Origin of the sequence: Lysobacter stagni (genome assembly GCF_030053425.1) — a bacterium.
Taxonomy (GTDB): domain Bacteria; phylum Pseudomonadota; class Gammaproteobacteria; order Xanthomonadales; family Xanthomonadaceae; genus Lysobacter_J; species Lysobacter_J stagni.
Map to the genome: position 1 here is coordinate 3,122,974 of NZ_JASGBI010000001.1, position 19,251 is coordinate 3,142,224.

Here is a 19,251-nt window from a genome sequence, read left to right on the forward strand (position 1 = left end):
TTTGCCGGAACATGATGACGTTGTAACACGTGGATAGATTGTGAAGATGTGACCACTCGTGGAGTTGCGGCTCAATCCCCAGATAAGCGGGCCGTTTTTGCACCAACTCATGTTCGAAGACTAAGCGGCTGCGGCTTGAATGAACCGTCGGTCTTGCGCTGGCGATGAAGCCGGTTCAGTTGCCAGACGGAAACCAGGTAGGCGATGACGACGCCCACCGCCACCGCGCCGACCCTGTTTCCCGGGAACAGCAACCACCCACCAACGACCAGGAACGTCCGCAGCAGCGCATGGACCAGTCCGACCGGATGGCCAACGGTCCAGGAGAACACGATCCAGTGCAACCCATAACCAACCGCCATGCTCAGCGGAAAGAACTCGGGTGCGAGGAACAGCAGCGGCAGATGCACCGCCCACAGCAAGGTGACCATCAGACGACATTGCCCCGCCAGCCTCAGGAGCGGGTTCTGGGCGCCACCTCCGATCTGCTCGCCCCGGACGCGGGCAATCGCGATGGAGATCGGGATGAGGAGGAAGTAGCAGACGATGAGAGCGAGGTTGGCCTTGTCATGGGGCACAACGAAACTGGCGATGGCCGCGAGGGACCAGACGATGCAACCGGTGATGGGCAGCGAAAGACAGCCCTTGCGTCGTTCCATGAAGTCGGCACGCAGCTCTTGCAGCGTCATCGGAGTCTCCATCCGCGGGTTCGCCATGCCGGACCGGACGCGCGGAGGTTTGATCCAGGCCATCGCGGTGCCGCTTCTGGTTGCGGACACTAGCATCCGTCCGTCCGGTATGCCCCGACAGATGGCTGCTTTCGGTCAGGAGCGGACACTCATCCAGTGCGCTGCCGAAACGCTCAGCCCTTGCACTTCGGGTTCGACACAAAGCTGCCCTCAATGATCGAGCCAGCATCGTCAACCTTCCATGCGCCTGCGATCGCTTCGGGTGGCACGGCGTCATTCGACCCGTATGACCCGGCGATACGTAAGCCAAACCGTTTGGATTGCGCTTGGCTTCTTCACGAGTCGTGTCATCGATCTGAGTCGTCGGATCAAACATGTCCATCAATCCCCTCATCATCCCTATTGGACCGAATGCTTCGACGGCCATGCACCACGAGGAGCACTGGTGGCTGTTGCATTCGTTCGCGCCCTTGAATTGAAGGGGCGCGGGATCACAGGCCATTAACAAAACCTGCCCAAGAATTGCTTCTTTTCCGCTTGACTCGCCAGATGGCCTGGCAAGCACCGCGAGCGCGACACCGCTACGTCGACAGGATCCCGACAATGGTGGCGACGAAGGCTAGACCCCGGCTTCGCATCGGCCGGCTTTGCGTTTCAATCCTGGCCCATCTGGCGGTGCTTGCTTCTGCAACCGCACTGGCCGAGGAAGCGGGTGCAAGGCTCCAGTCGGGCAACGTAACGGTCAACCGCGACGGCACCGATACCCGGGTGACGCAGGCGACTGCACGCGCCGTCGCGGATTGGTCGAGCTTCGACGTGCTTGCGAACGAGTCGGTGACCTTCGTCCAGCCGGACGCGACTTCGGCGATCCTCAACCGCATCCACTCAGCCACGCCCAGCAGGATCGACGGCTCGCTGTTCGCACCCGGCCGGGTGATCCTGCAGAACGCAAACGGCATTATGTTCAGCGGCTCGGCCAGGGTCGACGTGGGCTCGCTGGTGGCGACGAGCCTGCAGGTCAACGCGGAGAAATTCCTCGAGTCCGGCGCGCTAGCACTCGGCGGGCCATTCAACCCGGATGCCGTTGTCGGCAACGCCGGCACGATTTCCGCCGCAGACCGCGGGCTGGTCGCGCTGATTGGCGGCCACGTAGACAACAGCGGCCTCATACAGGCCCGCCTTGGCACGGTGGCACTGGGCGCGGGCTCGGTGGCGACGATCGACTTCGGCAACGACGGCCTGGTCCAGGTCGCCATCACCGATCCCCTCACCCAGGCACCCACGCAAGCGGGCGCGATGATCTCCAACACCGGCCGCCTGTCGGCCGACGGCGGCTCGGTGCTGCTGTCGGCGCGCTCGGCAGGCGGGCTGGTCAGCCGCTCCATCAATCTCGATGGCGTGATCGAGGCGCGCGGCGTGGCGCAACACGCGGGCACCGTAAGGCTCACCGGTGGCGACGCAGGCACGGTCTCCCTTGGCCCGCGCGCGCTCATCGACGCGAGCGGCCCGTCCGGAGGCACCGTAGTGACCACCGGCCGTGCGGTCGACCTCGCTGAGGGGGCGCGGATACTCGCGATCGGCAATGCGGGCAACGGCGGCACCATCCGCTTGGGCGGCGATTTCCGCGGCCAGGGCAATCTGCCGCACGCGGATACCACGACCGTGGCCCGCGGGGCGCTGCTGGATGCATCGGGGTACGGCGGGTCGGGCGGATCGGTCATCCTCTGGTCCGACGGGCTGACCACGTTCGATGGTGCAATTCGCGCGCAAAGCCACGGCGGCGCCGGCGGTCTGGTGGAAACCTCGAGCACGGGTGTCCTCAATGTGGGTGACGGCGCAATCGTCTCCACCGCCAGCACCATCGGCCACGCTGGCACGTGGTTGCTTGATCCGGATGTCCTGCAGATCGTCGGCAGTGGCGGCAGCGCTTCGACGCCGGGTCAGGCAAACCTCGGCACCGGCGTGTCCTCCATCAACGCCTCCGCCATTGTTTCGGCGCTGGCAGGCGGCAAGGTGCAACTGGTCGCCAGCAACCTGATCAGCGTCGACGCCCCGATCATCGCCACGATGCTCGGCGGCTTCCCCACGCCGGGGTTGGAACTGATCGGAGAGGGCCCCAATGCGGACGTTTCGGTCAACGCCCCGATCCTGCTGGAGAACGGTCACCTGGCCATCCGCGCGGCCGGCGATATCCGGCTCGGCACGGACAATCCCGGCGCCACCGACTTCGAGCATCGCGCGATCATCGCCGTGGGCAACGGCACCGTGTGGATGGAAACACCGGAAGCCGGCTCCATCACCCAAGCCGCCAACAGTGCCGTGCTGGCCAACAACCTCGCCCTGATTTCCGGCTCCGTGGATGTGGGCAGCACGGACAACTTCGCCCTGAACCTCGCGGGCGAGGCACTGGACGGCGAGTTTGTCTTCAGGGCGAAGACCACCGTTCCGCTGGCGAATCTCATCGGCGGCACCGTGTGGGATCCCTTCGTGGCGACGCGAAGCCTGAGCGGTGTCACCGAAACACAGCTCACCAAGGTCGGTGAGCAGAACATCCAGGCGACGGCGTTTCCGGACTTCGTCAACGTGACCGTGCCCGATACGCCGCTGGCGCTGGACCCGGACGGTGGCGGCGATGCGCAGTTCGACACGATCGTCCTGTCGGCCCTGCCCTACCTGCAGGGAGACCCCGGCACCACGGACTCTTCCGATTTTGCGATACGCCGGCTGTCGTACCAGATCGGCGGCGAGTTGCATGACATCGCTCCGGAAACGCTCGACGCGGCATCGCCGACCGGATTCGAGCTGATACCCATCAACGGAAGGCTGGTCACGACCTACATCCTGATCAACGGCCAACCGCTTTTCAGCAACCAGGCATGGGGCATCGACTACTTCGGTGCAGACGTCGGCGGCACCGACACCGACGAGATCGGCTTCCATCCCGTCGACCACGTTTCCGAGGAGCTGATGGTCCGGTTGGGAGGAAGCGTTTCCCGGGTGGACGCCGTGTACCGGATGTTCCTGAGGGACGATTTCAACGGACTGACCGAGCAGGCCCACGTGGATTTCTACCGATCGGTCCAGGGCACGCCGACGATCGACGTAAGCCCCGCGCCGCTGACGGGCACCGCGTCGTCGTTCACCCGTACCTACGGCGATCCCAATCCGACACTCACCTTCGCCGCGGGCCCGGACGCATACCTGGCGGTCGATCAGTACCTGGCCTCCCAGCTGCCCGACGTCTATCCCCTGCCGCAGCCGATCCTGGTAACCGACGCGCGGATTGATTCATCGGTGGGGCAGTACCCCATCAACATCGAGATCCCGTCGCCGGACGAGTTCGTGTCGCAGCGTTATTCCAGGCAGTTCACTCCCGGCACGCTCACGATCAATCCAGCCGAACTGCTCGTCGCCGCCAACGACAAGTTCCGCCTCTACGGCGAGGAGAATCCACCGTTCACCTGGACTACCACGGGCTGGCGCAACGGCGACCAGAGCCATCTCTCCGTGCTGGCATCGCTCTCCACGCCGGCCACGCCCGCATCCAACGTCGGCGAGTATCCGATCAACGTGGACAGCGCCGCATTGAGCGATCCGCTGAACCGCAACTACGTGATCGTCACGATGCCGGGCACGCTCACGATCACCGCGTCCCCTCTGCTGCTCGTCGCAGCCGACGACAAAACGCGGATGTACGGCGCGCCCAACCCGGAATTCACGTTCACCGTGTCCGGCTGGCGCGGCGGCGACGAAAGCAGCAACGCCGTCACGGCGACGCTTCAATCGCCCGCGACGCTGCTGTCGAATGTCGGCGAGTACCCGATCCTGGTTTCCAGCGCGCTGTTGGCCGGCCCGGCCGCCGGCAACTACATGATTCGCACGCAGGATGGCGTGCTGTTCATCGTGCCCGCACCACTGACCGTGACCGCCGACCACCTGTCCAAGACCTTCGGCTCGATCGACCCGCGGCTGACCTACGTCGTTAGTGGGCTGCGCGGTAACGACACCGCCGCTGGCGTGTTGACCGGCGTACCGATCCGCGAGGCGGGCGAGAACGTGGGCGTCTACGCGGTGATGCAGGGTTCGATCGACCTGAGGACGCCGAACTACGAGCTGAGCTTCGTCGATGGTTCGCTACGGATCCTGCCGGCACCACTGGAAGTCATCGCCTATCCCGCCAGCAAGGTGTACGGCGACGTCGACCCTGAGCTGTTCTTCCGCGTCTATGGCCTGCAGTTGGGGCATTCGCCAGAGGACGTGCTCGCGGGCGGCGTTGCCCGCGATCCCGGCGAGAAGGTGGGTATCTATCCGATTGGCCTGGGCAGCTTGAGTCTTCTGAACTCGAACTACGTGATGAACTTCACCGGCTCGCTGTTCACCATCCTGGCACCCCCACACCAGCTTTCGGCGGACGCCCGCTTCTACAACACGTGGCGGCTTCGAGATTTCGAGCGAGGCCGCGATCCCGACACGCCGGCGGACGCGGTCTATCGCACGACCCGGTTCGAGAACCCCTATATCCCCGATCCGCTGATGCGCGCGTATGCGCTTGGTCGAGTGTGGACCGAAACCGCATCGCCGACTGCGCAAGCGCTGGCCAGCGAGGATTGGCTCGAGAGGGACAACGACCGCACCGGCCAGCACGCGGATCGAACCGGTAGCCCGCGCGCACCATGCGCCGCCTTCACATTGCACGTCTGGCCGGCGTGTGGCGCTGATCGTCTGCTGCGTGACTTCTGGCAAAGGGCAGCTCAGTGAGGCGGCGGCTGACCGCCGCGTTGTTCGTGCTGAGCGCCGCTGCACCCGCGGCCGCACAAGTGGCTTTGCCGGGACCGGCACAGATCCCCCAGGCACAGCGACGCTTCGAGACCCAGACAGCACCCGCCGTTTCGGAGCGCCGCGAGCTGCCGGTCACGCCCGACGCGATTGCGCCCCCACCCGGCGCCGAGAACGTCCGATTCGTGCTGCGCGCGGTCGATGTGGTCGGAGCCACCCGCTATGCGCCCGACGATTGGCGGCCGCTGTACGCATCTCGGCTCAACCAGACCGTCTCGCTGGCCGATCTCTACGCCATCGCCGAACAGGTCACCGCGCGGTATCGCCAGGACGGCTACCTGCTCTCGCTGGCGATCGTGCCCGAACAAGACGTCGAAGATGGCCGTGTGGTGATCCGCGTCGTCGAAGGCCGAATCGATCGCGCCGCGTTCACCCAACCTCTGCCCGGAGGCGATGCCCTTCCCCAAGGACTGGCCAACCGGATCATCGCCTCGCAACCGCTGGTCGCCTCGGTGCTGGAACGCAACCTGCTGCTGATTGGAGACCTGCCGGGCCTCAACGTGCAGAGCGTGCTACGGCCGTCGCCCTCGACCTTCGGTGCAGCCGATCTCGACATCGTGACCCAGTACACGCCATGGGAAGGCTTCGTCAGTATCGACAACCAAGGGTCGCGTTACATCGGCCCGTATGCGCTGTCGGCCGGCGCCAGCGGGTACTCGCTGCTCGGGTTCTACGAGCAGGCCGACCTCACCGTGGCGGTGGACCCGTTCGATGATTCGATGCACTACGGGCAGGGCGTCTTCACCGTGCCGGTCCATGCCTCCGGCGCGCTGATGGGCGATACGTTTCAGCTCGCTGGGCTCCACAGCCGCGCCACGCCCGATCTTTCGGAAGCGATCTTCCCCTTCGAGACACGCAGTACCAGTACTGAATGGCGCGCGACGTATTTCGTACCCGCCATACGCTCGCGCGAACAGAACCTGTCGCTGCGGCTGTCTTTCCTCTGGCGCGACTTGGAGAACCGCGTAACCGACTTTCCGCGCGACGCCTTCAATCCGGTCGAGGAGCACGTGCGCGTCTTGCAGCCGAGATTCACCTACGACCGTGTGGGCCGCCACAACGGGATATGGATCGTCGATGCGGCGCTCAACATCGGGTTGGATGCGTTCGGCGCCAGCAAGGATTCCGACCCGCGCCTGATCCGTGAGGATGCGGACGGGAAGTTCGTCTACCTGAGCGGCATGGCCGCCAGGCTGCAACCGCTCGGTCCCGGCTTCTCGTTGTTCGGGCGCGTGGACTTTCAGTGGAGCGACGACCGCCTGCCAACCACCGAGCGATTCGGCGTCGGCGGCATGCAACTGGGTGCCGGATACGCACCGGGCACGCTTACTGGCGACGACGCGGTCGGTGTCCGTGTGGAACTGCGTTACGGCACCGAAACAGGCCGCAGCTTCGTTTCGGGCTACCAGCTCTATGCGCACGCCGACTACGGCCGAGTGTGGGATCACGATGCGCCGGATCGCGAATATCAGAGTCTGTCGTCGATGGGAGTGGGTGCGCGGATCAACTTGACCCGCTCGCTCTCCTTCAATCCCGAGGTCGCGCAGCAGCTTTCGGGCCGGCCAAACGATTGCATCGACTGCCGGCACGAAACACGATTTCTGTTCAGCCTGACGCAACGTTTCTAGCATCTGGCCTGACTGGCCGGACACCTGATTTGCCACGACAAGGCGAAGCCATCGCACGCATGTGTAGATTGCGCGCTGCGCGTTCGGCCGAATTACAGGCGAGATAGAACGCCTCCTATGCGGCCCGGTCGAATGTCCGCTATCGGCCAGAAGCGGACATTCGCTCATGGACGTTCGAGAACAGGATTGGCGGGCAGACGGACTTCGCTGTATCTCATCCGATCCAGAAAGCCTTGGGCTTCCAGCTTGCCCTCTTCCACAAGTGCGCGAACTCGTTGCGCGTAGTAGATATCAGGAACTCCCCGCACCCGATCCGCATTTGTCATGGCAAAGGCCACCAGGTAGGCGACCTTTCTCCATTCGACGTGCGCAAGGTCGAGCAGCGCATCATCGATCGCCCGTAGCTGGTCGGCACTCAGCTCGGCGATCCTCTGTTGCTCTTCGGCGTCCAGTTCGCGATCCGGCGGTTCGAATTGCATGACACATGATCCCTGGGACATTCATTTGCGTGGCTATGACCGCTTTGGGTCGAAAGCGGACATTACCACTGCTGACTGCCCCTCCAGAGCAGACCATCTATCGGTTCCCATCAGAGCAACTTGACACAATTCGATAAATAGCTAAATATCGAATCATGAGCCTGGTATTCAAAGCCCTTTCCGACCCTACCCGAAGACAGGTGCTGCAACTCCTGCGCAAAGGCCCGCTGAGCGCGGGGGAACTGAGCGATCACTTTGACGTCTCCAAGCCGACGATGTCCGCCCACTTCGCGGTGTTGAAGGAGGCCGATCTGGTCCACGCCGAGAAGTCCGGAAAGTCCGTCATCTACCACCTGAAGCTGTCTGTGCTGGAAGAAGCATTGCTCGGCTTCGTTCATTCCTTCGGCGTTGGTGCCGAGAAACCGAAGTCCAGGAAGGAGAGAGCGCGATGAACAAAGAGCTGGTTTCAGACCTTGCCTGGGGTGTCGGCATCGTGGTGCTCGCGCTTGCATCGACTCACGCACGCAAGCTGGGATACATCGAAGCCGAGACGGTCACACGAATCGTCATGTGCGCCATAGGCTTGATGGTTGCCTGGTTCGGCAACCGGATGCCAAAGAAGTTCGTCCCAAATGCACGGGCACGCCAGGCCGCACGAGTCGGCGGCTGGTCCATGGCGCTCAGCGGGCTCATCTACGCAGCGCTTTGGGTGTTTGCCCCAACACAGGTAGCCGTAGTGGGAGGTTCGGCTGCCGTGATACTGGGCATACTGGTGACGATCAGTTACTGCCTGTCGTTGCGCAGCAAAGAGAAAACGCGTCCAGCGCCCTGAAGCGCGCCAGCCCTTCGTGCGCATCGGTACGGCATGCTCGAATCGAGCACGCCATGCACGCACCAACCTCTGCCCGATGACGCAGTCGCTCACTGAAAGGCCAGCGTGAGGACGCGCAATGCATCACGCGTGCGCCGGTCGTTGAGGTTGCTGTAGAGCACCACGTCCTGCGAACGAATCGGCGGCAGCGACAACAGCCCGCTGACATCAATCGTGCCCGGCGGCGCCGCGCGCCGTGCCAACACCGCCACCGCGAGGCCCGCGACGGCGGCGGCGCCCAGGATCGCGGCGCCCTTGCCGACAAAGACTTCGCGCCATTCGATGCCGGCCCGGTCGAGCGTGCGCACCGCCTCGATGCGGATGCGGCACGACTCGCCTTGCGTCGCCAGCGGCAATGGTTGGCCCGCGCGCGGCTCCCAGCCGGCCGCCGCGAACCAGGAAAAGGATTCCGCGAACACCGCCCTGCCCCGCTTGCCGCGATCTTCGGGGCGCAACACCAGCACGGCGTCAAGCTCGCCCTGTTCCAGGGCTCGCATGAGCTCATTGGTGCCCGCGATGCGCATCTCGACCTGCAGGTTCGGATCGTGGTCGCGCATCTGCCGCAACAGGAACGGAAGTTCGCTGCCGACCAGCTGCTGGTTGATGCCGATCGCCAAGCGACGCTGTTCGGTCTCGAAGGCGGCGGCCGCGCGGTCGTGGGACGACACCAGTTCGCGCGCCACGCCGAGAAATGCGAGCCCTTCGACCGACAGGCGAACATGTCGCGGCGTGCGTTCAAGCAGGCGGCGGCCGAGCTGCCCTTCCAGGCGCTGCAACTTCAAGCTGATGGCGGACTGGGTGGTGCCCAGCACGTCCGCGGCCCGGGTGAAGCTCTGCAGATCGGCTGCCAGCAGGAAAGCCCTGACGGCATCCACGTCCATCGCTTTCATTGATGGATTCGCTTTTGAAATGACAGATATAGTTTTAAATGCATTTTTCTTATTCATCAAGCGGCCTAGGATGGCGCTGTCGATCCCCCCATAAGGACTCACGGCGATGAAACCAATGACCGGCGCACTCGTCGCAATGCTGGCAGGGCTGTCCGCGCGTGACGCGCAAGTACCAACGCATGTGTTCCCACTACAGGGCACCTGGACCCTGGTCGCCGCGGACAAGGTCCTGCCGGACGGAAAGACGACGCGGGACTACGGCGAAAACCCCAAGGGCCGGCTCGTCGTCGATGCGCAGGGGCGGTATTCGCTGCAGATCTTCAAGTCCGAACGCCTGCATTTCACCAGCGACAGCAAGGCCGATGGCAGCGTCGACGAGTTCAAGTCAGCGGTGATGGGCAGCAGCACGCACTACGGCACGGTGACGATCGACAAACCGGCGGGGATGCTGGTGTTCGCCATCGAAGGCTCGTCCTTCCCCAACTGGGAAGGCACTACCCAGAGGCGCCAGTACACGCTGGACGGCAGCGAGCTGCGTTACAGGGTGCCGCCCCGGGCGGATGGGAGCATCCCGGTTTCCGTGTGGAAGCGGCTTGATTGAGCCTTATCCATTCATTCGGAGGCGACCGCCTCGATTCACGCTTCAACCAATGGAGCCACCATGCCGCACTTCGTAGTCGACTGTTCCAAGGCGATACTTCAGGTCCATGACGAAGAATCGATCATCACCCGGCTGCACGAAGTGGTGAATGCATCAGGGCTGTTCGAAGAATCGGACATCAAGATCCGCGTACACCCCTTCGAAACCTTTGCGGTCGGCGGAGGGCGGGAAGATTTCATCCACACCTTCGCCTGGATCATGCAGGGGCGCAGCGTCGAGCAGCGCGCGGCCTTGTCGAAGGCCATCGTCAGCGCGCTGTCGGAGATGTTTCCACTGCTCCCCCGCATTGCCGTGAACATCGCCGAGTTCGAGCGGGCAACCTATTTCAATCGCACGATGATGTGACTGACTGGCCCGCGCCTGGCGCGGCCAACCGGCTCAACGTTCTGGAATGATCGCTGCAGCGATGGGTGCCAGCACGGCCCAGCCCAGCTTCGCGTACAGGTTGCGGCCATCCTCCGTCGCGACGAGAAGCTGCGGCGTCGCCGAGGATCTTCTCTCAGCGCCAAGGGCGGCCATGACGGCGATACCCAGCCCCTTGCGCCGGTGGTCCGGTGCCGTTTCGATCCGGTCATAGATGAAGGCATCCGCCGTTTCCGCCGCGCATCCGCTTGCGGCCAGATCGCCGTCGGGCGAAAGGATGCAGGCGCGGGTGACGGCCCCGGCGCGATGGACATTCAACCGGTATCCATCCGGCAGCGGGTTCGCATCGCGGCATGCCGTCGTCGCGACCATGAAGTGGTTCCCTGGCTGGAGCTCCCAGCGGTCGGGCAGCGCACCTCGCAGTTCTTCGTCGGTGCCGCACAACTTCAGCGTGTGCCGCGGCGCCGTGATGCTGTGTGCGATCTCCCGAAAGCCATCGCACAGGTGCGGGAACACCCAGCGTTTCAATTCCGTTTCCGATTGGGTATCGACACGTATGCCGCCGCGATCATGGACCGGCGGGGGCGAGCCGCGGGCGATGGAATGTGCGGCTTGCCAGGCGAAGACGAGCTTGGGGTCGATGTGGGGCAAGGGCATCACGGATGGCATGGGGTGTCGGAAGGATGTCGACTAGAACATCGCGTCGTCTCTAGCGCTGAGACAACGTGAAACCCGGCTCTCCAAAGCAGGGAACGAAGCAGCGAACAGGTCGGCGCGCCAAAAAGAAAACCCCGTTTTCACGGGGTTTTCTCGAAAGTCTGGCGGAGAGAGTGGGATTCGAACCCACGGAAGGTTTGACCCTTCGGCGGTTTTCAAGACCGCTGCCTTAAACCACTCGGCCATCTCTCCGTATTGGCATCGCCTGCACCGGATCGATCCGCGTTGCGCGGCGATCCCCGTCCCGATCGACCGGGAACGCGGGCCCTGAAACGATGCGGCCCGCGTGGTGCGGGCCGCATTCTCTCATGCCTCGGTGACGATGCGGGGCGCGGGGGCGTTGGCCGCGGCGGCGGCCGCCTTCGCGATGTCCTCCGGGCACGGCTTGCCCTTGATCTCGCTGCATTGCAGGCGTGCGGACTCGACCAGTCCCGGGGCTTTTTCTGCGATGAAGTCGATGAAGACGCGCACCGCCGGCAGCAGGCCACGACGCGAGGCGAACACCGCATGGAAGATGCCCTGCGGCAGGCGCCAGTCGGGCAGCACCACTTCCAGCTCGCCACGCCGCACGGCCTCGGCGCAGATGGTTTCCGGCAGCAGCGTGATGCCCACGCCCTGCTGGGCCAGCTGCATCAGCATGGGGAAGTCGAAGCCCATCACGCGCGGCTTGAGCTCGACGCGGCGGACGTCGCCGTCCGGGCCGTGCAGTTCCCAGCGCTGGCGCGCGTCGTCCTCGCTCATGCTGAGGGTGACGTGGTCGCCCAGTTCGTCCGGGTTCTTCGGACGGCCCATGCGCTTGAGGTAATCGGGGCTGGCGACCAGCAGTTCGGCGATCTGGCCGAAGCTGCGCATCACCAGGCTGCCGTCGTCGTCGAGCTTGGAACGCACGCGCAGGGCAACGTCGATGCCTTCGTTGATGATGTCCACGCGGCGATTGCTGACCAGCAGCTGCACGCGAACCTGCGGGAAACGCGCGAGGAATTCCGGCAGCAGCTTGGGCATCTGCTGCTGTGCCATGCCCACCGGCACGCTCACGCGGATCACGCCGCGCGGTTCGGCGCTGAGGCGGTCCACCACTTCGTGCGCGGCCTGCGCTTCGGCCAGCATCGATTGCGCATGGCGGTAGACGCTGTTGCCCACGTCGGTCACGGCGAAGCGACGCGTGGAGCGTTGCAGCAGCCGCACGCCCAGGTCGGTTTCCAGCTGGCTGATGCGGCGGCTCAGGCGGGACTTCGGGATGCCCAGGGCGCGCTCGGCGGCGGCGAAACCGCCGTGCTCCACCACCATCGCGAAGTAGTACAGGTCGTTCAGGTCCTGCATGGCGATAATTCCAATTCCAGAACAGTTAGTGGTAGTTGACCACGTTTATTCCATTTTGGCAACGACCTAGAGTGTTCTCACCCCGGCGTTCCGCCGATCGTTCCAAATACGAGGCCCATCATGAAGCTGCTGCATCTGGATTCCAGTGCCCTTGGCACCCAATCCGTCACCCGCGAACTGAGCGCGGCCATCGTGGCCCGCTGGCAGGACGCCGTCCCCGACGTGAACGTCGAATACCGCGACCTGGACATCGACCCGCTGCCGCACCTGACCGGCCGCTCGCTGGCCAAGGCCGACAGCGCCGAGGCGGAAGCCGCCGAGGCGACGCTGCAGCAGTTCCTCGATGCCGATGTAGTGGTGATCGGTGCGCCGTTTTACAACTTCAGCATTCCCTCGACGTTGAAGGCCTGGATCGACCGCGTGGCGGTGGCCGGCCGCACGTTCCGCTACACCGAGGCCGGACCGGAAGGCCTGGCGGGCGGCAAGCGCGTGATCATCGCCAGCGGCCGCGGCGGCCTGTACGGCGACACGAGCCCGGCCGACTTCCAGGAGGCCTACCTGCGCCAGGTGTTCGGTTTCCTCGGGGTGACCGAGCTGGAGATCGTGCGTGCCGAGGGCGTGGCCTACTCGCCGCAGCATCGCGCCGATGCGATGGCCGCTGCGCACGCGTCGATCCGTTCCCCTCTGGCACAGGCTGCTTGATCCGAGCCAGCGCGTACCGGTTCTCCCCTCCCCGCTTGAACCGGAACGCCACGGGCCCGCATTGCGGGCCCGTTTCTATTGGGCGCCCGCATTGCGGGCCCATTTCTATTTGGGGCGCCCGCATTGCGGGCCCCTCCCCTGCGTGGCTTGAGCCCCTCTCCCCTCGGGAGAGGGGTTGGGGTGAGGGGTAACGAAGTCAGAGTGCTAGCCCGTGAGTGCAGTGAGGCACCGATGGTTTCCCCTCTACGCTACGTTTCCCTCATCCGCCCTTCGGGCACCTTCTCCCGCTGGGAGAAGGAAAGATCACCTCAGGCAATCCGCTCCAGGCCACCCATGTACGGGCGCAGCACCTCGGGCACGGTGATCGAACCGTCGGCGTTCTGGTAGTTCTCCATCACCGCGATCAACGCGCGGCCGACAGCCGTACCCGAGCCGTTGAGCGTGTGCACCAGCTCCGGCTTGCCCGTGGCGGGGTTGCGCCAGCGCGCCTGCATGCGGCGGGCCTGGAAGCCCTCGCAGTTCGAGCACGAGGAAATCTCGCGATAGGTGTCCTGCGACGGCAGCCAGACTTCCAGGTCGAAGGTCTTGGTCGCGGCGAAGCCCATGTCGCCCGTGCACAGCAGCACGCGGCGGTACGGCAGGCCCAGCTTCTCCAGCACGACTTCCGCACAGCGTGTCATGCGTTCGTGCTCGGCGTAGCTTTCCTCGGGCCGTGCGATCGTCACCAGCTCCACTTTCTCGAACTGGTGCTGGCGGATCATGCCGCGCGTGTCGCGGCCGTGGCTGCCGGCCTCGGCGCGGAAGCACATCGAATGCGCGGTCATGCGCATCGGCATGGCGTCGGCTTCGACGATGGTGTCGCGCACGATGTTGGTCAGCGGGACTTCCGAAGTCGGGATGAGGTAGCGCTTGTGCGCCGTCTCGCCGTCGCCCACCGAGGTGGCGAACAGGTCGTCCTCGAACTTCGGCAGCTGGCCGGTGCCGCGCATGCTGTCGGCGTTGACCAGCAGCGGCACGCTGGTTTCCTGGTAGGCGTGCTCGCCGGTGTGCAGGTCCAGCATGAACTGCGCGAGCGCACGGTGCAGGCGCGCCAGCTGGCCGCGCAGCACGGTGAAGCGCGCGCCACTGAGCTTGGCGGCGGTGTCGCCATCCAGCCAGCCATTGCGTGCGCCCAGCTCGACGTGGTCCTTGACCGGGAAGTCGAACAAGCGCGGGGTGCCCCAGCGGTGCTGCTCGACGTTGTCGTTCTCGTCGTTGCCCTGCGGTACGGACTCGTGCGGCAGGTTGGGGATCGTCAGCGCGATCGCCTCGATCTCGCCGCGGATCGATTCCAGGCGCGCCTCGCTGGTCTTGAGCTCATCGCCGAAACCGGCGACTTCGGCCATCAGCGCGGCCACGTCCTCGCCCTTGGCCTTGGCCTGGCCGATCGCCTTGGAGCGCGTATTGCGCAGGTTCTGCAGTTCCTGCGTGCGGATCTGGATCTGCTTGCGCTCGGATTCCAGCGCCTCCAGCGCACTCGCATCGAGGTCGTAGCCGCGGGTCTGGCGCAGGCGTGTGGCGAGGTCCGCGGGGTTCTGGCGCAGCAGGTTCGGATCGAGCATGGGGAAACCGTGTGGGACCGGCGAGGTGATCGAGGTCGCGATTATCGCGTGTAACGCGGCGGGAGGGCGACCGATTGCCGAACCATTAACGCCCGGCTCGGCAGAATCCGGGGAGCGCCCCGACGAGCTGCCCATGTCCGCACCCGCCCCTGCCCCGCACCGCCCCGCCTTCGACCTGTCCCATTGGCTTCCGGCCCGTCGGTCACTGTTGTGGATCCTGGCGGCGTTCGTACTCGGCCTGCTGCTGTTCGCGCTGGTGTTGTCGCGGGGTCGCAAGGACGACGCCTTCTTCCGGGCCGGCGACGGCACGCCGCCGACCGCGTCCTCGCCGAACTACGCCCCGTTGCCCGCGCCCCTGCCCGCCGCGCGCGACGACAATGCCAGCGGCATGGGTCAGGCGCCGGCGACACCGGCGCCCGACGCCAGTGCCGAGCGCCCGCGCCTGGTCGAGACCACACGGCCTGCCCCGCCACCGACGGTGCCGGGTCCAGCCGCGCCACCGCCGTCCGCGAACACGCGACCCGAACCCCTCGCGGGCCGGACGCCAGCGCCGCGTTATCCCACCCAGTCGCTGCGACGCGGCGAGAGCGGCACGGTCACCGTGCGCGCGCAGATCGGCGTGGACGGCGTGCCGTCATCGGTCGAAGTGGCCGGCACCAGCGGCTCGCGCAACCTGGACCGCGCCGCGGTCGATGCGGTGAAACGCTGGCGCTTCAGCCCCGCCACCAGCAACGGACAGCCGGTCGCTGGCACGGTGGTGGTGCCGATCAGCTTCGACGCGCAGCGCTGATCCGTCGGCCTCAGGCCACGTCCAGCGCCGCCCCGCAACCGCGCGCCAGCGTTTCGAAGCCCGGGAACGACGTCGCCACGTTGGCGATGTCGCCAATGCGCACGTCGCCCTCGGCGCGCTGCGCGGCCATCACGAAGCTCATCGCGATGCGGTGATCGCCGTGACTGTCCACGGTGCCGCCGCCGATGGGGCCCGGCACGATGGTCGCGCCGTCCGGGTGTTCCTCCACTTCCACGCCCAGTGCGCGCAGGCCCTGCGCCATGGTCGCGATGCGGTCGGATTCCTTCACGCGCAGCTCGGCGGCATCGCGCACGGTGGTGGCGCCGTCGGCGCAGGCGGCCGCGACGAACAGCGCGGGGAACTCGTCGATCATGTCCGGCGCGAGCTCACCGTCCACTTCGATGCCGTGCAGCGGTGCGTGTCGCACGATGAGATCGGCGACGGGTTCGCCGCCCTGCTCGGTGGCGTTCTCCTCGCGGATGTCCGCGCCCATGCGCCGCAACGCCGTGAGCAGGCCGGTGCGACGCGGATTCATGCCCACGGCCTCCAGGCGCAGCTCGGAACCGGGCACGATGCTCGCCGCGACCAGGAAGAACGCGGCCGAAGAGAAATCGGCCGGCACGTTCACGTCGGTGGCCTGCAGGCGATGGCCGCCGCTGAGCCGTGCATGGCCCGGCGAGAATTCGATCGGCCAGCCGAACGCGGCCAGCATGCGTTCGGTGTAGTCGCGCGTGGGGTGCGGCTCGTGCACGACGGTCTCGCCCTGTGCGTACAGGCCTGCCAGCAGCAGCGCCGACTTCACCTGCGCGCTCGCCACCGGCAGCGTGTAGTCGATGCCGTGCAACGCGCGTCCGCCGCGGATGCGCAGCGGCGGCACGCCGCCTTCTTCGGATTCGATCACCGCGCCCATGCGCGACAGCGGTTCGATCACGCGCCGCATCGGCCGCTTCGACAGCGAGGCATCGCCGATCAGCGTGCTGTCGAACGACTGCCCCGCCAGCACGCCGGCCAGCAGGCGCATGCCGGTGCCGGCATTGCCGCAGTCCAGCGGCGAGGCGCTGGCCCGCAGGCCGTGCAGGCCCACGCCGTGCACGATGCGCTCGCTCGCGCTGGGCGTTTCGATGCGCACGCCGAGCTGTTCGAACACCTTCGCGGTCGCACGCGTGTCCTCGCCTTCCAGGAACCCGCGCACGTGCGTGGTGCCTTCGGCCAGCGCACCGAGCATGACCGCGCGGTGCGAGACCGACTTGTCGCCCGGCACGCGCACGTTCCCGCGCAACGGCTGACCCGCGCGGGCGATCCAGTCCTGGCGCACGCCGCTCATGCGAGCACCGCGTCGAGCGCGGCCAGCAGGCGGCGATTCTCGTCGGCATTGCCGACCGTCACGCGCAGGCATTCGGGAAGGCCGTAGCCGCCCATGGGCCGCAGCACCACACCGCGTGCGGTGAGATCGGCTTCGATCTGCGCCGTGCGTGCCCCGAAGTGCACCAGCACGAAATTCGTCTGCGACGGATACACGCGCAATCCACGTGCGCGCAGCGCGGCGGCCAGCGCCGTGCGTTGCTCGGTGTTTCGCTCGCAGCTCCAGTGCAGGTGCGCCTCATCGCCCAGTGCCGCCTCACAGGCGGCCAGCGCGGGACCGTTGACGTTGAAGCTCTCGCGCAGGCGCTCCATCACGGCGACCAGACCCGGTGCGCCGATCAGGTAGCCCACGCGCAAACCGGCCAGCCCATAGGCCTTGCTGAAGGTGCGCGTGAGCAGCAGGTTGGCGTGCGAGGCGAGCAACGCGAGCGCGGTCGCGGCGTCGGCGTCCGCGTCGGCCATCTCGGCGTAGGCCTCGTCCATCACCACGATCACATGTGCCGGCACCTTCGCCATGAACGAGGCGAACGCGTCGCGACCGAACCAGGTGCCGGTGGGGTTGTTCGGGTTGGCCAGGTACACCAGCTTCGTCGCCGGGGTGATCGCCGCGGCGATGGCGTCCAGGTCGTGCCCCAGCGGCATGTGCGGGTGATCGTGCGGCAAGGCGTCCACGACCACCCGGTTCGCGCCCGCGGCCTGCGTGGCCAGCGCGAACACCGCGAAACCGTAACGCGAGAACACCACGTCGTCGCCCGAGCCCGCGAACACCTGCGCAAGCTGCATCAGCAGTTCGTGCGAACCGTTGCCGAGCAGGATCTGCTTCGTGTCCACGCCGTGCTTCGTCGCCAGCGCGCGCTTGAGGTCCGCGCCAAGCGGGTCCGGATAGCGATGCAGCGCGTGCAGCTGGTCGAGGATGGCGGCGCGCGCATCCGGCGACGGGCCATAGGGGTTCTCGTTGGAACCCAGCTCGACCAGGTTGGCCTCGCCGAACTTGCGGCGGAACGCGACCAGGTCGTGTCCCGGATCATAGGCCTTCAGGCCCTGCACGCCACGCGACGCGCGCGCGGCGAACCAGGCTTCGTCGTGGAGCGGTTGCGGGGCTTGGTCGTCGGAATCGCGCACGGCATTCATGCGATGGCGACCGGGTACGAGCCCAACACTTTCACGGCCTGTGCGTAATCGGCCAGGCTGTCCAGCGCGCGACGCATGGCCTCTTCTTCCACGTGACCGCCGATGTCGATGAAGAACGCGTACTGCCATAGCCCGGTATGACCCGGACGCGACTCGATGCGGTTCATGCTCAGGCCGTGCTCGGCGAACGGCGCCAGCACGTGGTACAGCGCGCCGGGCTGGTCCTTGATGAACACCATCAGCGAAGTGCGGTCGTTGCCCGACGGCGGGAACAGCTCGCGGCCGATGACCAGGAAGCGCGTGGTGTTGTCCGGGCGGTCCTCGATGGGGCCGGCGACGGACTTCAGGCCGTACACGTTGGCCGCGCTGATGCCGGCGATGGCCGCAGAATCGTCGGAGCTGCGCGCGCGGCGCGCCGCCTCGGCGTTGCTGGCCACCGGGATCTTCTCGGCCTTCGGCAGGTACTGGCGCAGCCAGGCCTTGCACTGTGCGAACGACTGCGGATGCGAATACACGCGTTCGATGCCGTCGAGGGTGCCGGTGCGCGAGAGCAGGTGCTGGTGCACGCGCAACTCGACTTCGCCGCAGATCTTCAGCTTCGAAGTGAGGAACATGTCCAGCGTGGACTGGATGGTGCCCTGCGTGGAGTTCTCCACCGGCACCACGCCGAAATCCGCGTGGCCGGCTTCCACTTCCTGGAACACTTCCTCGATGCTCGACAGCGGCAGGCCGTGGATGGAATGGCCGAAGTGCTTGTACACCGCCTGCTGCGAGTGCGTGCCTTCCGGGCCGAGGTAGCCGATCTTCAGCGGCTCCTGCTGGGCCAGGCAGGCGGACATGATCTCGCGGAACAGCCGCACCAGCACTTCGTCGTTGAGCGGGCCGTCGTTGCGGTCCACCACGCGGCGCAGCACCTGCGCTTCGCGTTCGGGACGGTAGTAGTCCACCGCGGCGGCGAGCTTGCCCTTGGCCTTGCCCACCTGGTTGGCGAACTGCGCGCGTTCGGCGATCAGCTCCTGGATGTGTCGGTCGATGCCGTCGATGCGCTGGCGCAGCGAGGCCAGGTCGAGCGGCGCGGCGTCGACCGGCTGCGCGACCGGCGCGTCGGCCTTGGCCGTCTTCTTCGCCGCGCCCTGCTTCTTCGAAGGCGGCTTGGCGGCGACCGCCTTGGCGGGCTTCTTCGTGTTCCCGTCGGATTTCCTGGTCATCGT

At 66.0% G+C, this 19,251-nt stretch carries 17 protein-coding genes and 1 tRNA gene; 8 read left to right on the forward strand and 10 right to left on the reverse strand.

The window, feature by feature from the left end:
* Window positions 1–107: 107 nt before the first annotated feature.
* A complete protein-coding gene (locus QLQ15_RS14430; RefSeq protein WP_283213461.1) occupies window positions 108–689 on the reverse strand; it encodes a DUF7010 family protein in 582 nt (193 codons plus the stop codon).
* A 603-nt stretch (window positions 690–1,292) separates the two neighbouring features.
* Between QLQ15_RS14430 and QLQ15_RS14435 the strand changes: the two genes are divergently transcribed.
* Complete coding sequence (locus QLQ15_RS14435; RefSeq protein ID WP_283213462.1) at window positions 1,293–5,447, forward strand: MBG domain-containing protein; 4,155 nt, start codon at window positions 1,293–1,295, stop codon at window positions 5,445–5,447.
* Window positions 5,444–7,153, forward strand: a complete 1,710-nt coding sequence (locus tag QLQ15_RS14440; RefSeq protein WP_283213463.1) for a ShlB/FhaC/HecB family hemolysin secretion/activation protein — start codon at window positions 5,444–5,446, stop codon at window positions 7,151–7,153. The genes QLQ15_RS14435 and QLQ15_RS14440 overlap by 4 nt, the downstream gene beginning before the upstream one ends.
* Before the next feature lie 164 nt (window positions 7,154–7,317).
* Here the strand turns inward: QLQ15_RS14440 and QLQ15_RS14445 are convergent, their stop codons facing one another.
* Entirely contained in the window at window positions 7,318–7,632 is a 315-nt protein-coding gene (locus QLQ15_RS14445) for a DUF3658 domain-containing protein (protein WP_283213464.1), read from the reverse strand.
* 155 nt (window positions 7,633–7,787) lie between these two features.
* Here QLQ15_RS14445 and QLQ15_RS14450 point away from each other — a divergent pair, with 155 nt between their 5' ends.
* Complete coding sequence (locus QLQ15_RS14450) at window positions 7,788–8,084, forward strand: autorepressor SdpR family transcription factor (RefSeq protein ID WP_283213465.1); 297 nt, start codon at window positions 7,788–7,790, stop codon at window positions 8,082–8,084.
* The gene (locus QLQ15_RS14455; RefSeq protein ID WP_283213466.1) at window positions 8,081–8,464 is read left to right on the forward strand and encodes a hypothetical protein; all 384 of its coding nucleotides are present in this window, start codon (window positions 8,081–8,083) and stop codon (window positions 8,462–8,464) included. Before QLQ15_RS14450 ends, QLQ15_RS14455 begins: the two co-directional genes overlap by 4 nt.
* An 89-nt stretch (window positions 8,465–8,553) precedes the next feature.
* Here the strand turns inward: QLQ15_RS14455 and QLQ15_RS14460 are convergent, their stop codons facing one another.
* Window positions 8,554–9,393 (reverse strand): LysR family transcriptional regulator, encoded by an 840-nt coding sequence (locus QLQ15_RS14460; RefSeq protein ID WP_283213467.1) that lies wholly within the window; start codon window positions 9,391–9,393, stop codon window positions 8,554–8,556.
* Between the two features lie 115 nt (window positions 9,394–9,508).
* On the opposite strand from QLQ15_RS14460, the gene QLQ15_RS14465 reads away from it, so the two are divergent.
* The gene (locus tag QLQ15_RS14465; protein WP_283213468.1) at window positions 9,509–9,994 is read left to right on the forward strand and encodes a lipocalin-like domain-containing protein; all 486 of its coding nucleotides are present in this window, start codon (window positions 9,509–9,511) and stop codon (window positions 9,992–9,994) included.
* A gap of 60 nt (window positions 9,995–10,054) precedes the next feature.
* Entirely contained in the window at window positions 10,055–10,399 is a 345-nt protein-coding gene (locus QLQ15_RS14470) for a 5-carboxymethyl-2-hydroxymuconate Delta-isomerase (protein ID WP_283213469.1), read from the forward strand.
* A 33-nt stretch (window positions 10,400–10,432) separates the two neighbouring features.
* Here the strand turns inward: QLQ15_RS14470 and QLQ15_RS14475 are convergent, their stop codons facing one another.
* The 3 genes from QLQ15_RS14475 to QLQ15_RS14485 all read right to left on the reverse strand — a co-directional run bounded on the left by QLQ15_RS14475 (window position 10,433) and on the right by QLQ15_RS14485 (window position 12,469).
* Entirely contained in the window at window positions 10,433–11,086 is a 654-nt protein-coding gene (locus QLQ15_RS14475) for a GNAT family N-acetyltransferase (RefSeq protein WP_283213470.1), read from the reverse strand.
* Between the two features lie 150 nt (window positions 11,087–11,236).
* A tRNA-Ser gene (locus QLQ15_RS14480) sits at window positions 11,237–11,326 on the reverse strand.
* A gap of 114 nt (window positions 11,327–11,440) precedes the next feature.
* Window positions 11,441–12,469, reverse strand: a complete 1,029-nt coding sequence (locus tag QLQ15_RS14485; RefSeq protein ID WP_432277861.1) for a LysR family transcriptional regulator — start codon at window positions 12,467–12,469, stop codon at window positions 11,441–11,443.
* 105 nt (window positions 12,470–12,574) lie between these two features.
* On the opposite strand from QLQ15_RS14485, the gene QLQ15_RS14490 reads away from it, so the two are divergent.
* Complete coding sequence (locus QLQ15_RS14490) at window positions 12,575–13,156, forward strand: FMN-dependent NADH-azoreductase (RefSeq protein ID WP_283213471.1); 582 nt, start codon at window positions 12,575–12,577, stop codon at window positions 13,154–13,156.
* Window positions 13,157–13,464: 308 nt separating this feature from the next.
* On the opposite strand, the gene serS is transcribed toward QLQ15_RS14490, so the two are convergent.
* Window positions 13,465–14,757: a serine--tRNA ligase gene (gene serS / locus QLQ15_RS14495; protein WP_283213472.1), complete on the reverse strand. Its 1,293-nt coding sequence runs from the start codon at window positions 14,755–14,757 to the stop codon at window positions 13,465–13,467.
* Between the two features lie 133 nt (window positions 14,758–14,890).
* Between serS and QLQ15_RS14500 the strand changes: the two genes are divergently transcribed.
* Complete coding sequence (locus tag QLQ15_RS14500; protein WP_283213473.1) at window positions 14,891–15,547, forward strand: energy transducer TonB; 657 nt, start codon at window positions 14,891–14,893, stop codon at window positions 15,545–15,547.
* A 10-nt stretch (window positions 15,548–15,557) separates the two neighbouring features.
* Here the strand turns inward: QLQ15_RS14500 and aroA are convergent, their stop codons facing one another.
* The 3 genes from aroA to pheA are packed head-to-tail and all read right to left on the reverse strand — an operon-like array spanning window position 15,558 to window position 19,248.
* Window positions 15,558–16,871, reverse strand: coding sequence for a 3-phosphoshikimate 1-carboxyvinyltransferase (gene aroA, locus QLQ15_RS14505; RefSeq protein WP_283213474.1), 1,314 nt, complete (start codon window positions 16,869–16,871; stop codon window positions 15,558–15,560).
* Window positions 16,868–18,040 (reverse strand): histidinol-phosphate transaminase, encoded by a 1,173-nt coding sequence (hisC, locus tag QLQ15_RS14510; RefSeq protein ID WP_283213475.1) that lies wholly within the window; start codon window positions 18,038–18,040, stop codon window positions 16,868–16,870. Before hisC ends, aroA begins: the two co-directional genes overlap by 4 nt.
* Window positions 18,037–19,248 carry a prephenate dehydratase gene (gene pheA, locus QLQ15_RS14515; RefSeq protein WP_283213476.1) on the reverse strand — a complete coding sequence of 404 codons (1,212 nt, stop codon included), beginning with the start codon at window positions 19,246–19,248 and terminating at the stop codon, window positions 18,037–18,039. Before pheA ends, hisC begins: the two co-directional genes overlap by 4 nt.
* Between the last annotated feature and the right edge of the window lie 3 nt (window positions 19,249–19,251).